This window comes from Rhizobium sp. PP-CC-3G-465, assembly GCF_004343445.1.
Taxonomy (GTDB): domain Bacteria; phylum Pseudomonadota; class Alphaproteobacteria; order Rhizobiales; family Rhizobiaceae; genus Ferranicluibacter; species Ferranicluibacter rubi.
In genome coordinates this window covers 14,152-27,803 of record NZ_SLYH01000023.1, presented here as the reverse complement: position 1 = coordinate 27,803, position 13,652 = coordinate 14,152, and the positions used below count along the sequence as shown (strand labels likewise).

Genomic DNA, 13,652 nt, shown 5'->3' with positions numbered 1-13,652 from the left:
CACGCTTGGCGAACACTGCAGGACCGACCTTGGAAGATCATGTCCATCGGTCAGCGGCAATGGGCTCATAGGTTCTGATCAATGAGGGTTGGTATTAGTGTTCGCAACCGTCTTGCGCAGCGGCGAACAGTGGTTTTGCTTCTTGCAGCCGCCGCGACCGGGATGGCACTGGTCTGCTTACAGCTTTCGATAGAACTGTCCATCGTCGGCTGCGTCATCGTCGGACTGATGATTGCGCCGCTGGGTACCTACTACTCGGTCGTCCTGGACGGACTGGCCCCTCCGTCGAAGAGGGCAGAGGTATTTGCCTTGCTGCGCACCGCAAGCTCCGTTGGGGTCATACTTTCCAGCGCCATGCTGACCTGGACATCGCTCACATGGGCGTTGTGCACCGGTGCAGTATTGTTTGCGGCGGCAGCGTTAGCAGCTGGCTTGGTTCATTTCAGCACTGAACATACGTGACCAGTGGCCGGTGCGCTCGCGCCCAAATAGACGACGGCTAGGTCATTTGAAGAGGCCGCTACTAGCAATTTGAGGTGAGTCTCGTCATCAACCAGAGCCCAAGTTGCAAATGCACAGGGGTGGCGCTCTCGATCAAAATATACTTTGCAATGACCCAAAATAATTGCTGGAATGAAATTTGCCTGTAAGTCGGAGATCGACCAAGCACGATGCAACTCGGACTCGAACGCCAGTGCCGTCATGATGCCCAAGACTTCGTAGAATCGAAGAGTTGGCTCAGCAGAATTTTCTCTGTCTGACATAAATGCACCCCCTCCATGGCTCTCTTTCTGCCACTTCATATCATGATCAGGTGCTACTTATAAGAGTAATATAGCATTGACAAATAAGCCGCTGCTCAGCGAATATAGGCCTCGTGGCCCTATGCCATTTGTCAATCAACTGATTGAAAGGGTAAAGTACGCGCATGTTTGGAAGTATCGAAGAACGCCTCGGCATCGCGATTACAAGGGGTGGATCGGGCGGCGGCGGCGGTGGCTCGTCCCAGTCAAAATCGTACGGATACTCGGGTACGTTATCGGGAATTACGCGCGGAATGGATGGGATAATGCAAGGCACGGATTGCCACTACAGCACACCTGTCGGTAGCTTTACGGTTTCCAAAGGTGGATGGTCCGATTGCGACAAGACCAGTCCAGCACCACGAGGCATCGGCGGCTCGTTAAGCCGATAGCCGATAAGCATACACGCTACCATTAAGTGGGTGATCCTGTGGAAGTTAAGCATAACGTTCTGGTATCTCCGAGCGCTGAGAGAGTCTTACTGAATCACTACATGGAACGCGACCAGGATCACCCATTTGATTTGAATGTCATGCCAAAACTAATATATGTTCTGGCTTATAAAGATGGCGACGGCAATGTGATTGATGGAGAGCCTTTGGGCTATCGGCTGGTAAGAGGAGAGCCAAAATACACAAACGACAAGTATGCGTTCCCATTTGAGAATGGGAAAAAGTTTTTTATAATTGAATTTTCGGAGGACGATTATGAAAGCGACTGCCAGTACAATTTAGATTATGATGGCACTGTATTTTCTCTATTAAAGGATAACTTTGATCATCGAACTATAAAGCAACTCACATTATGAAATTAAAGAAGTTTCATTTTTTTACTGTTGTAATTATATTTTTACTGTTTTTCGTACCATATCTCTATTATATTTGGGTGAGCATCGATAGCGGTGCTCGCAATTCCGCGCTGAAGGTCGATACATTGCCGGACCTGATTTCGGTTCGAGAATTTTACGCCAATACTGACGCAAAGTGGGGGTATATTCCCTCCCACGATGGTTCACTTCTCGCGTGGTGGGGGGTGCAATGGGGTCGTGAGACTGTGTTCATCGGTCGTGCCGACAGAATCGACAGCACAGGGCCAGAAGTGGTCTCAACGCTTGATGGCCCCGCCGCTACAATTTTCTGGTCAGCGTTTGAGAACAAGCTTCATGTGGTCAGCGAAGGCCGACTGTGGCTGGTGGACCCGAATTTGCCAGGTCGCGACCTTTGGATTGATGTCACACCGCGCGGATTCCTGAACTGGGACTTTCTTAAGCAGGCGCGTAGTAGCGATAAATACAACGTCGTTATGTCAAACGATCGCGATCCGGCCCTCGTTGATCTTTACTCAGTGCGCCCTGATGGGGGTGGTAAGGAACTTCTCATTCGAAATGAGGGCACGACGCAAACATGGATAGCGGCGGCAGATGGTTCGCCCGGTATACGCGTCGATAAAGCCGAGAACGGCGATCGGAGTTATAAGATCCGCAGATCGCTCGACGCGCCATGGCGGGAGTTTGCTCATGCAATCCCGTCCGAAACGCTTATCGTGTCTAGCGTTCCACCTACGGGGCTACCCGTGGAAGCGCTTAGTAATCGAGATCGTGATCTTGTGTCGCTTGTAAAAATCGACGAGCAATCCTCCGTAGAAACAGTGACACTGTCGGACCCTCATACTGATGTTGATCAATTTCTCACGTTCTCGTGGGATGCCGGGCCGGCCGACATCGCTATCATTCGAGATGGCTATCCACGCTATGTTGGCCTATCTAAAATGGGGAGCGCCCTTTTACGTTTGCTTGAGACGGAGACTGACCCGACAGATTTCAATATCTTGGGCACCTCACCGGACGGGCGGTTCGTTACCATTGCGGTGTCGAAAGACGAAACGCCATTTCAGTATTTCCTCTTCGACCTTCAGACCGAGACTTCAACACATATCTCAGATTCTCCTCTCAGCAGACAAAGGGATCAACTAGCCAAAACAAAGCCCGTATCGTTCAGCGCGCGAGACGGCCGTGTTATCCCGGCTTTCTTGACGATACCCCACGGTGTGAAGCCGGAAAGACTGCCAACCATTGTGTTGGTGCACGGTGGTCCCGCCGATAGGGATGTCTGGCAGTATGACCATCAAAAGCAATTTCTTGCCAATCGGGGATATGCGGTGCTGTCGGTCAATTTCCGAGGCTCTACCGGCTATGGTCGCGCCTTCAAAGAGGCGGGCTACGGGCAATATGGTAAAGCCATGCAAGATGACATCGTCGATGCGGCCCATTGGCTTGTATCGCAAGGCATTGCCGATTCCAACGCGATGGCAGTTATGGGCGGCAGCTACGGTGGGTATGCCGCTGCGCTAGCAATGACGCGCGACCCGGGCGTGTTCAAAGCGGCGATTGCCGAATACGGCGTGATGGATGTCAAATACCAGATGCAAAACAATCCTTTCTCTTGGGGCTTATTTCTTGACGGGATGAACCAGTATTTCGGAGACCCTGGGAAGCCCGATAGCCTTCAAGAGATGACAGACCGTTCACCGATTTCCCATGCTCAAAATGTGACCGGAGCAATCTTGCTAACAGCGGGTAAGGAAGACCGTATCGTCGGCTTTGAACAATCAGAAGAATTTGAACGCGCACTCAAATTAGCCGGTAAAGATGTCGAATCCGTTTATTTCGAGAAGGAGGGTCACGGGTATCGGCGCTGGCAGACTGAGGTGAAACGGGCACGTCTCCTTGAGGACTTTTTGGCAAAGAAGCTTGGGGGAAGGACCGGTAATTTTGATTTGGCAGAGATTGCCGCAAACTACCTCAACTAAGCTGCTGTGCGCATTCAGCGTACCAGTGCTCAACACTTGTCCATCAAACCACCGTTTCCCGGCTCCGCGAAAGCCTGTCCGTAAACATTGGCTTCCAACGGCAATCGGACAAAATCCGTTTTCAACGGCGATGCGGAGAAAGGAGCATCAGATGGCGGCGATTGGATAAGCTATAAATTACATTTCCACCCATAGGTGGTGTAGCGTAATAGGACCCTCGGAACTCCTTCGAGCATGTGCCGAAAGCGCACGCGCGGTCCTCCGGCGCTGATCTCGGGAATATGCGTCTAGGCATTCTGATGCCGCCCAGCTGTCAAGATTTTGTCGCTCAAGTTCTAAAACCCAAGCGTTTACGACGCCGTGCCAATGGTCAGAGGTTTCCTGCTGAACATAGGCGATCAAAGCACCTACCGAACTTCGGCTGCCGTACAGGCCTGCCCGAAACCGTTGTACTCCACCAGTCTGACCGATCAGTGTGTGCAAATATTCACGAGGATCTCTGCCGTGCCGACGAGGCGTCGGGAGACGCTTGCACTCAATAGGCAATATGGGATCGTATATTTTGTAATGCTGGTCGCCAATCCAAATTGTACAGCCGAGGGGCAATGCAGCTATGTCAAGTACTCGATTTCGGACCTCCGGGTCGGCAACTTCCGTTTGGAATACGATGCTGTCCAACGAAGTAAGTTGAGCAGCACCGTTGAGGAATTGGCAAAGTTGTCCGGTGAGCAGGTCCTCTGCCGTCTCCAGTCGGCGGTCGCGATCATCCCGCCAGAAAGGCAGAGCGCGATAAACGAAGTCAATGACGCCGAGGAGCCAATCCCCTGCATGATGAACGTCCGGAGCAAGTTTTCCTGAGACCACGCGATCGAATTCATCCGCCAGCATCAGAAACCTTGGCTCCTGAGATCGGAAAGGGTATCGTCACTGTCACGCAAAGCCGTTGAGGGCAACCAATAGCGAAGGCGGCTCGGCTTCAATAGGTAAATGGCATCGCCATCGTAAATTCGTGCGATCCGAGTGGTGGTCAGAGATGTGGCACGTCGTTCGCGCAAAAGATCATCCAGTCGATGTCTTAGCTGCTCCGTTCCTGACCAATCTATCTCACCACCCCCGAAAACAAAGCCGGCACACAAAGTACCTCCGAAATCCGCATACCCGACAAACCGAAGCGGTTTGCGCAGATAGAACGCGTTGATTTGCGCGACAAAATGTTGAGCAAAGCGCACGACTCCATCACGACCATCATGCTCGGCTAGCTTCGAAGAGCTCCCCCGGCGGACAAACTCAAGATAGTGATCGACGACATCTGTCGCGACGAGCCGTTCGTTCGGGCTGAGACTAAGATCTTCGGCGTTGGGGTCGAAAGGAAGATTGTAGATATCCGTGCAGGAAAGCGTCGTGGCTTTTTGACTGAACATCCGCACGCTGATGATAGCTGCATAAGCCCGCAGGCCTACAGGGTCTGCCTTCAGCCATTTTTCGACAGCCTCCAACTCAAACACGTCATTGGCCGCGAAGCCAACGATCTTATTCTTATACGTCATGTATCCTTTGCGCCACAGCACGTGAGGAAGATCTGCGTGCTCGCGAATAAGAAGCATAGGGGAGGTGAAGCGCTTTTCGGTACGGGGACCTTCAATTGGCTTCCTGTCAACCACGGTAATTCGTTTGAAATCGACCCCATTTGTTGTCAACGCGTCGGACGGTAGCAATGGTTGATCATACAGATGGTCGGCTTGGCGGGAGACGCCACTGTCGCCCTCAATGAACCCTTCGCCGAAGTCCCAATTTTTTGACGTAGCATGCAATTCAAGGGTTGGCATTGCCCGCAACCGCCTCACCAAAGCATAGGTTCGCCCCCCACCGAGAAGGTTGGCACGCCAAATGTCAGGTGTCATATCACTGAGAATGGCCTTACGCGGGACCCGGTGCAGATCGTAATAATCAATGTCGAACCGGAAGCCAGCTTCGGCCCTGGCAGAGCGGCGAAATACCGCATGTAGGAGAGTCCCTACCAACGGCGCTGGTTCAGCCAGCGCCACTACGGTTACGACCTTCGTGTCTTTACTGAACAGACCCCGAATGGAGACGAAATCTAACACTTCCCGCACGTGCCACGTATTGAAGAATATCCGGCGAAAATCCGGCTTCTCGTTGTAGAGAAGGTTATATTGTTGAAGCATTGCAAGAACGCCGCCCGGCATAAGTAGCTTCATCGACTCATGAAGGAAAAGGTAGGCCACTTGCAAATCTGGTAGCTTGCCATGCTCCTTCACGTACTCAGCATACGCATCTTGAGCGCCTAGCGTGTCTAGCTTAGACTTAAACGGAGGATTCCCCACAATAACCCCGATCTTACCGGAGAACAGACCTTTCTTCTTAGCTGCAAAAAAACACGATTCGATCAGCCCCTCGCCACGCAGCGGAGGAAATAGTTGCGGCGTGGAACGAATGACCTCTGGTGCCAAGGCATCGCAGAGCGCCAGGTAAAGACTAAATGTAGCCAATTCCACCGCCCCAGCATCAAGATCGACCCCGCGCATGCGTTGTACAAGAGACCTTAGAGTATCGACGTCGGGCGACTTCCAACCATTCCTCTTGCGCCAGCGCAAAATTACACGCTTAAACGCTTCCACTAAGAAAATTCCTGAGCCGCACGCTGGGTCGAGAACGGTCTCTTCGTTGTCGATAATGCGGTCAATGCGCTCGTCGGTCAGCGTCTCGTCGAGTATTAACCGAACCAATGCCGGAGGCGTATAGACGCTGACGGCAGGGTCAGTGACAAACAACTCATAGATGTGACTTATGACTTCCACGGGTAGATCACGGAAAGAGTAGAGCTCCCAGAGACTCAACTGCCCCGACATTTCTTCCTTGGCCTCGATCAAGCGGCTGAAGTGCCCTAATTCGGGTGAAGTGGTGATTTCAACCCGGTCCCTTTCGTCGAGTTTGAAAACGCCGCCGTTGAACAACACTTCGAGCCTTGACAGCATGTCCAACAGGGCGGTGCTGTCAGCAAGGACCGCGGGTAGTCCGCTTGCACCAGGCAAACAAGATGCAAAGAAATCGTTCGGCAGCGCTTTACGTTGGTCAAGATAAGCGATCAACAATGAAAGAATGAGCAGACGGCGGCGCAATCGAGCACTGAGCAGCTTACTTTCAGCTAGTCGTTTATTCATAGCCTTTACGGCTGCTACCAAACGAAGATGCGCGGCGCTGTCCTTTGACAACAGCCGCGCGGCCATATCGGGATCATCCCACAACGTTCCGTTGCGGATCAGTTCGGCATCCCACCAAGCTTCGATCTCCCCGACATCTGCGCCAATCTTGAGGATATCGAACGGCTTGAAAATCCGTCGCCCGCCTTTAACAAAATCAGGACGGTGTCCGCAACGGAACATTTGAACGACACCTGGTGCACGCCGATACAGAATTGGCACCCCGCCCCAGCTCCAGAGCCGCTGATGGAGTTCGGCGAATGCGGGATCGTCGTCTACAGCCTTGGTGACGAAGACGAAAGCCTGAGCAACGCTGTTTGACCCATCGGACGCAGCCTCGAAGAGCACAGAATGCGCGCCATAATGGGCCGCCTTCTCCATGGTCGCGACTTCCTGCATCGGCCTGCCAGACTGTACATACCCCTCAACTCTGATCAATCCATCGACCTTTAGAGCTGCTCGATCCACGTCAATGAGCCACTCAATCCGGGGTGAGACTTTGCGGCTGCCCGCTACACCACTCACTTGGACGCCCCGCGCTTCTTCTTGCTTAGCTCAAAGCCTTCCTTCAGCAGATCGAGCATCGTCAACCCTTGCTCGGCAGCGTAAACTTTAAACTCACGTTTAAATGAGTTAGGAACCTTGAAGTTGAGGGTCTGCAGGTCAACGGAATCGCTCTTCTGCGCCGTTTTCCTTCTGATAGCCCGATCTGATTCCATATTACGTCCACCATTTCTCACTCCGCTGGTACCACACCGGTGCGCCAGGGAACACTGAAAACCGCCATTCCGTTAAGCAGCTTATACTGAATAACGTAAATCGTTATAACTCAATTCGGTGTTTCCGGCTCTCGTGTGGGCGTCGATGGAGGCCCCTATCTACGATCCGATCAATGAGCCACTCATCACCAGCATCAAAAAGCCCGGCGTCTCGCGCGAGTATGCCCAAACCGCGCCGTGAAAAACAAACGGCAGAGCGGCCGCCGGGCGCCCTAATCGCAGTGCCACTAACTGCAGATCTAAATCGAGTGGTGCCCCACACTCCGTTGTCCGATAAACGACCGATTGTTGGACATCAAAGCCGAGAGGATAAAAGTGCTCCAGGAATCCGTCGTTCGCGTCCAAAAAATATGTCTACTATTCTATTGACCAATAATCGGTATTGAATCAGAATCTGGACATGCTCATCGGTTACGCACGTGTCTCAACCACAGACCAGAACCTCGACCTCCAGCGGGATGCGCTTCAGCGAGCCGGCTGCCAGAAGATTCTCGAAGAGAAAAAATCCGGCAGGGCCGGCACCAAGCGGCCGGAGTTCGATGCCGCTCTTGCCTACCTGCGCGCGGAAGACATTCTGGTCGTGTGGAAGCTAGATCGGCTGGGCCGATCGCTCGTCGAAATGATGCGCACGATCGACGGCCTGCAAAAGGGCGGCATCAAGTTTCAAAGCCTAACCGAGCACTTCGATAGCGAGACTGCCCATGGCCGTTTTGCTCTTCAGGTGCACGGTGCTATGGCCGAGTATTTCCTGGACCTCAATCGCGAACGCACCATGGAAGGCCTGAAAGCTGCCTTAGCACGTGGCAAGAAAGGTGGGCGGCCGCGCAAGCTGTCGGAGGCCGATCTTGAAGCCGGCAAGGCGATGCTCGTCGCCGGCACTATTCCCGTTGCACAAATCGCCAAGCGGCTGGGCCTCAGCCGGGCCGGGTTCTACAACTACTTTCCGCAAGCTCGTGCAACAGCCTTGGTCAAGGTGGACCGCTGATGCCGACCCGTGAACTCCTCCATAATCTCGACCAAGGCAGATCAAAGCGATGCTGAAAGCTGATACCCGACAGGCGAATTGGGCGTCGTGCCAATCCCGGCAAATACGATGCTCACCTTGCCGTGCAGAGAGCGGTAAAGGCTGGAGCGCTGGAAAAGCAAAAGTGTGAGGTCTGCGGGATCGAAACAGTCGATGCCCATCATGATCAATACGACGAGCCTTTAAGGGTACGGTGGTTATGCCGACGACATCACACGAGGCTCCACCACTACGGGGAAGACATGTTTCCAATCACGAGTGCATGAGCGTTGCAAGCGCTGGCGGCCGAATGCAGAACCTGCCTGCCATGCCCCTTCCATGAGACCTGACCTGTTCATGACAATGCTACTATGAGTGATGCAGGACATTATCATATATAGACCGGACCGGCAATGCGTCCGGTGTGCAAATCGCCTACGGCCTGTGCTCGGCCCGGGGCAGCAGACCGACGAAGGTGTCGAACAGCGCCAGATCATAGCGATAGGGACTTGCCGTCGCCTCGATCGGCGGAAGCGTTTGCGGCAGTTCCCACACCAGCCTCTCGGGCATCCCCTTTGCGATCGTCTGATACCACCGCACCAGCGAAGAGTGCAGGCGCAGATGCAGCCCAAAATTCGGCCGCGACCTGGCGGTATCGAGGTCCCGTTGCTGTTGAGCAACCTGAGAATCGATCCTTTTGAACAGGTAGCGATCAGCAAAACCCAGCCGGCGATTACGGATAGCCTCCTGGGTAAACGCCAGCTGGGCAAGCCACGCGCCCTCGGGTGCCTCACCGACCTGCCACAGAGCCCAAGAGAAATGCAGTTTCAACGGATCGGTGTCGCAAACGGCAAGACCCCTGCCCCGCTCCATTGCGACAGCGTCCGACCATCGTTTTGCATTCCACTCCGTCCAAAGGCGGGCCGCTTCACCGGGATCAGGCTGCCTGTCCGGGCGCTTCTCCGGGTAGCTTTCCTTGATTAGATATTCGCCAGCGCGTTGGCGGCACCAAGTTGTTTTCCCGGCCGCACTGATGCCCTCGACGACGATGATCATACTGACTTTGCCCCTACCCGGAATGATGTGATAAAAAGTCCGAGGGTTTTGTCGCAGAAATGCTCGTTCTGCAACGATCGCGGTAGGGACGCCCATCACTGAGCGCCCCCCGCACAGATCCGTACGTGCGGAATTCCCGCATACGGCTCCTACCTCCGGTGTTTGACGGCGAAGCGTTCGCCGGGCCGAGGATGACGGATAAGCGGTTTTGGGAGCCAGTCGTCAGCCAGCTTCTTCATCCGCACCCATGTCATCTTATCCTTTTGGCTGCGTCGTCGGAGCGACCGCCGCCATAGATCAGTGACATAGTGACGGAATACCGCCAGCGCCGCACCATTGTCCGGCACGGCGTGATAGTTGAAGAAACCGGTAACGACCTGCCTCAGCCATTTCCCTTGTTCAGGAATGGGCTGGTGCAGTCGCCGTCTCAACTCCTCTTTTATCTCCTTCAGTCTCGCCTGCATGCGATCCCGTCTGGTTCGCCGCTTGACGACGAATTTACCCCGGCGGGATTTGCTGCAGATGAAGGTGAAGCCAAGAAAGTTGAAGGTTGCCGGTTTGCCGAGTCCGACCTTACCGCGCTGAGCCGCTGCGAAGCGGCCAAACTCGATCAGGCGGGTCTTTTCCGGATGCAACGACAGCGCAAACTCTTGCAGTCGCTCGCGCATCTCTTCCCGAAAGCGGCGGGCATCGTTCTCATACTGGAACCCGACCACAATGTCGTCGGCGTATCGTATGATGATCATGTCGCCCTTGCTTTCTGCCGTCTCCAGCGGGCAGCCCACAGGTCGAACACGTAGTGCAGGTAGATGTTGGCCAGGAGCGGCGATGCCACCGAGCCCTGTCCAGTCCCCGTCTCACTAACCGTGACCACCCCATCTTCCAGAATCCCCGCCTTCAGCCATTTCTGGATCAGGCGGATGATGCGCTGGTCGCCAATCCGATGGTTCAGGAAGCGGACCAGCCAATTTTGGTCGACCGCATCGAAAAACGCTTGGATATCGGCGTCCAGTATGTAGTTCACCTTCCGGTCGTTTAACCCAACCATGAGAGCGTCCAGCGCATCGTGCTGGCCGCGCTCAGGGCGGAACCCGTACGAGAAGCCGAGGAAATCTTCCTCGTAAATCCCGTTGAGCACCGCAATCGTCGCCCTTTGGACGATCTTGTCCTCGATGGCGGCAATCGCAAGCGGGCGTCGTCGCCCATCTGCCTTGGGTATGAACCGCCGCCGAGACGGCTGAGCCCGGTATGTGCCCCGATGGACCCGTTCGTGCAAATCTCTGATGTTATTATCAAGGTCTGCCTCGTAGTCCTGCCACGTCACTCCATCCGCACCGGCCGCCGCGCCGCGCCTTAAGGCGAAGAATGACATCCGGAGCAATTCCGGGGTGATGTGGTGATACAGGGCGGTGAACCGCTCCGTCTTCCTTTGCCTTGCGGCATTCCGTACGCGTTCGAGCGCCTGTGACACACTTTCCCGGTCCTGAGCCCGGCGCGTGCTTTGCTCGTTCGCGTTCCCCTTGGTCCCGGCCCTTGGCTCCCCCGGCTCCGCCACCGGCTCTCCGGTACTGTTCGTCGGGTTCACAGCTACTATGGCCGAGTCTGACTTCTCATGTCCGTTCATCATCGGCTACGGCTCCTCGCCTTCCCGATGCGGACCGCACGTGGCATCAGCCACGTTCGGCCGGGCATGAGATCTCCCGGTTCCCGTACAAGGAGCGTCTGCACATGCCAGGGTCTGCGACCACGCCGGGTCGTCCGAGCACTTGCGATAGCGTGCTCGTGCGTATTGCCTTCCGTCTTGCAAACAACGTCGGCACCCGGAACCATGACTATTTCGCGGCTCAATGGCTGGCCTATGCACTCCCCTGCCGACGCTTCGCCGCCGTCCTCGCGGACGTCAACGCACGGCTCGGGGCCGGTGTGGGTCGCTAATCCTTCACCGAAATGGACTTGCACCATATACTCCTTGCCGGTCTCCCGGCGCACTCGCAAATATCAGGCGCAAAACTGAAACAAAACTCGGGATTTTCGCGACAGAAGGTACCATTCCAATCTAGGGCGCAATTATTCCCCATCCGACTTGGACAACCGAGCCACCATAGCGATACGAAAGCGGGTGCCTACCGAGAAAGTCCGATGAAGAAATTGCTTACCGCTGCCTGCATTCTCACGTTTTGCAGCGCAATGCCGTCATGGGCAGAGACGAACATAATCTGCACGCTCGTTGTCTCAGCGGAAACTGGAAAGCCGCTTCTTGAGGAGGGCGATTGCGACCGACGGATGTCGCCTGCTTCAACATTCAAGATAGCGATCAGCCTGATGGGTTTCGACAGCGGTATTCTTGAAACGCCGGAAAAGCCGCTTCTGCCCTTTAAAGAAGGCTACATAGACGCCCGTCCCGAATGGCGGCACTCGCAAAGCCCCAAAAGTTGGATGCGAGATTCCGTGATCTGGTATTCACAGCAGACAAACATTCAGCTCGGCATGGAAAAATACACGGCCTACGTGAAGGCATTCGACTATGGCAACAAGGACCTGTCCGGCGAGCCCGGCAAGAGCAATGGCCTGACCCACGCCTGGCTGAGCGCCTCCCTGCAAATCTCTCCAAGGGAGCAGGTCGCCTTCCTTCGAAAACTGGTTCGGCATGAACTTCCGGTGAGCAACGAGGCCGTGTCGAATACCAGCACAATCCTCGATCAAGGGGTGAAGGGCGGCTGGCACGTCTTCGGCAAAACCGGCGCTGGCGGCATCAGAACGGCAGACGGGAAGCTGAAAACCCCCTTCGGCTGGTATGTCGGTTGGGCAAAACGAGGAGACGAAACCGTTGTCTTTGCTCGATTGATCCAGGATACTGATCGTCAGCCTACGCCTCCGGGTCCCCGTGCTCGGGACGGGTTGATGTCGTCTGTGTTTTCAACAAGAGGCGTATTGGAATAGGATAGTCTGCAAGGCTCGGAAACTGCAGGGCGGATAAATGAATAGTGAGCTCCTTCGCGATTTCCTATGCGTGTCCGATACGATGAATCTTACCCTCTCGGCCGAAGAACGACACACAACCCAATCCAATCTCAGCAAGCGAATCCGACAACTGGAGACTTGGCTGGGGCGCGACCTGATCGACCGTCGCAGCCGTCCCCTTGCTCTGACGAAGGCCGGCCAAGATTTCATTCCGGTTGCGAGAAACATCATTTCGCAACTCGATGAGTACAGAGGTGCTCAGGTGCCTTGGGGTGTAGCCGAGGAGGCTGTCAGCATTGCAATGCCGCACAGCGCGACAATCAGCGTGTTTCCACGCTTCAAGCAGCGGATTGTAAAGCAGATTCCGAGAGCTAGCTTCGCGCCGCGATTGGCCAATCATGACATGGTGGCCACAATGCTTGCTCGTTCCGAGTGCGATCTCGCCCTGGTGGCATATCATCCCGCAACACCGCAGGCTGAGGAGTTTGCCGTTTTCAGGTCCGTTGAAATTGCACGGGAAAAATTGGTGATCGTTGCGCCTCCACACGCCAACAGCACTGAGCCGCTTCGACTACACGTCTCGCACCGCCGAACCTACATCGGCCAAATTTGGCAAAATTCCCGCGTATCTGTTCCAGTCACCGAGGAAATCGAACATGGGATGGCGGCCGATATACGGGTATATTGCTTGTCTGGTGACGGGCGCGGTGTGTTGCCGGAGACATTGGTCGAGGCCGATATAGCCTCCGGAAAACTGGCGATATGCTTTCCAGAAGCGGACCTATCATATTCCTTTTCATTGTATTGCGCTCCGAAGGCGAGCGCGCAAGCGAAGAGGATTTGGAAGGCTGCTGCCCAGCTCACCAACCACGAGCTATCTTCGCAAACCTCCTGACTTTTGAACGCTGCAAAAGTCGGGCTAACATATCGAGCAAAACTCGGGCGTTCCGCGAAAAGCGAGTTCGTAAATGAATCACTAACTCGACGCCTCTAACATGAAGAGGCAGTTCGACTTAGAGGC

Annotated in this window: 13 protein-coding genes and 1 pseudogene; 8 read left to right on the top strand and 6 right to left on the bottom strand. The window is 54.7% G+C overall.

All coding sequences use genetic code 11. The features are described from left to right. The first annotated feature begins 81 nt into the window (after nt 1-81). Nucleotides 82-462 carry a hypothetical protein gene (locus C8J33_RS25590; RefSeq protein ID WP_132665806.1) on the top strand — a complete coding sequence of 127 codons (381 nt, stop codon included), beginning with the start codon at nt 82-84 and terminating at the stop codon, nt 460-462. On the opposite strand, the gene C8J33_RS28010 is transcribed toward C8J33_RS25590, so the two are convergent. Continuing rightward, a complete protein-coding gene (locus C8J33_RS28010) occupies nt 438-704 on the bottom strand; it encodes a toxin-activating lysine-acyltransferase (RefSeq protein ID WP_181425838.1) in 267 nt (88 codons plus the stop codon). The two genes, C8J33_RS25590 and C8J33_RS28010, sit on opposite strands and share 25 nt — an antisense overlap. Nucleotides 705-1,296: 592 nt before the next feature. On the opposite strand from C8J33_RS28010, the gene C8J33_RS25580 reads away from it, so the two are divergent. Together C8J33_RS25580 and C8J33_RS25575 are read left to right on the top strand one after the other, a co-directional pair. Then, nucleotides 1,297-1,611, top strand: a complete 315-nt coding sequence (locus tag C8J33_RS25580; RefSeq protein ID WP_132665805.1) for a hypothetical protein — start codon at nt 1,297-1,299, stop codon at nt 1,609-1,611. Further along, nucleotides 1,608-3,611 (top strand): alpha/beta hydrolase family protein, encoded by a 2,004-nt coding sequence (locus C8J33_RS25575; protein WP_132665804.1) that lies wholly within the window; start codon nt 1,608-1,610, stop codon nt 3,609-3,611. The genes C8J33_RS25580 and C8J33_RS25575 overlap by 4 nt, the downstream gene beginning before the upstream one ends. A gap of 887 nt (nt 3,612-4,498) precedes the next feature. Here C8J33_RS25575 and C8J33_RS25570 read toward each other — a convergent pair. Together C8J33_RS25570 and C8J33_RS25565 are read right to left on the bottom strand one after the other, a co-directional pair. Further along, on the bottom strand, nt 4,499-7,213 hold the full coding sequence (locus C8J33_RS25570; protein ID WP_245419554.1) for an HsdM family class I SAM-dependent methyltransferase: 2,715 nt from the start codon (nt 7,211-7,213) through the stop codon (nt 4,499-4,501). A gap of 140 nt (nt 7,214-7,353) precedes the next feature. After that, nucleotides 7,354-7,551, bottom strand: coding sequence for a hypothetical protein (locus tag C8J33_RS25565; RefSeq protein ID WP_110731069.1), 198 nt, complete (start codon nt 7,549-7,551; stop codon nt 7,354-7,356). 460 nt (nt 7,552-8,011) lie between these two features. Between C8J33_RS25565 and C8J33_RS25560 the strand changes: the two genes are divergently transcribed. Both C8J33_RS25560 and C8J33_RS25555 read left to right on the top strand, forming a co-directional pair. Next, the gene (locus C8J33_RS25560) at nt 8,012-8,596 is read left to right on the top strand and encodes a recombinase family protein (RefSeq protein WP_110803188.1); all 585 of its coding nucleotides are present in this window, start codon (nt 8,012-8,014) and stop codon (nt 8,594-8,596) included. A 49-nt stretch (nt 8,597-8,645) separates the two neighbouring features. Further along, nucleotides 8,646-8,901, top strand: a pseudogene (locus tag C8J33_RS25555) (hypothetical protein). A 148-nt stretch (nt 8,902-9,049) separates the two neighbouring features. Here C8J33_RS25555 and C8J33_RS25550 read toward each other — a convergent pair. The 3 genes from C8J33_RS25550 to C8J33_RS28000 form a co-directional block, all read right to left on the bottom strand. After that, the gene (locus C8J33_RS25550; RefSeq protein ID WP_110731070.1) at nt 9,050-9,670 is read right to left on the bottom strand and encodes a hypothetical protein; all 621 of its coding nucleotides are present in this window, start codon (nt 9,668-9,670) and stop codon (nt 9,050-9,052) included. Nucleotides 9,671-9,819: 149 nt separating this feature from the next. Next, nucleotides 9,820-10,416: a reverse transcriptase domain-containing protein gene (locus tag C8J33_RS28005; RefSeq protein WP_422039131.1), complete on the bottom strand. Its 597-nt coding sequence runs from the start codon at nt 10,414-10,416 to the stop codon at nt 9,820-9,822. After that, the gene (locus C8J33_RS28000) at nt 10,413-11,141 is read right to left on the bottom strand and encodes a reverse transcriptase domain-containing protein (protein ID WP_422039129.1); all 729 of its coding nucleotides are present in this window, start codon (nt 11,139-11,141) and stop codon (nt 10,413-10,415) included. Before C8J33_RS28000 ends, C8J33_RS28005 begins: the two co-directional genes overlap by 4 nt. Nucleotides 11,142-11,398: 257 nt before the next feature. Between C8J33_RS28000 and C8J33_RS27230 the strand changes: the two genes are divergently transcribed. The 3 genes from C8J33_RS27230 to C8J33_RS25530 all read left to right on the top strand — a co-directional run bounded on the left by C8J33_RS27230 (nt 11,399) and on the right by C8J33_RS25530 (nt 13,526). Beyond that, complete coding sequence (locus tag C8J33_RS27230) at nt 11,399-11,605, top strand: hypothetical protein (protein ID WP_165910842.1); 207 nt, start codon at nt 11,399-11,401, stop codon at nt 11,603-11,605. A 204-nt stretch (nt 11,606-11,809) separates the two neighbouring features. After that, nucleotides 11,810-12,610, top strand: a complete 801-nt coding sequence (gene blaOXA, locus C8J33_RS25535) for a class D beta-lactamase (protein ID WP_110731071.1) — start codon at nt 11,810-11,812, stop codon at nt 12,608-12,610. Nucleotides 12,611-12,647: 37 nt separating this feature from the next. Further along, nucleotides 12,648-13,526, top strand: coding sequence for a LysR family transcriptional regulator (locus tag C8J33_RS25530; protein WP_132665803.1), 879 nt, complete (start codon nt 12,648-12,650; stop codon nt 13,524-13,526). Nucleotides 13,527-13,652: the final 126 nt, after the last annotated feature.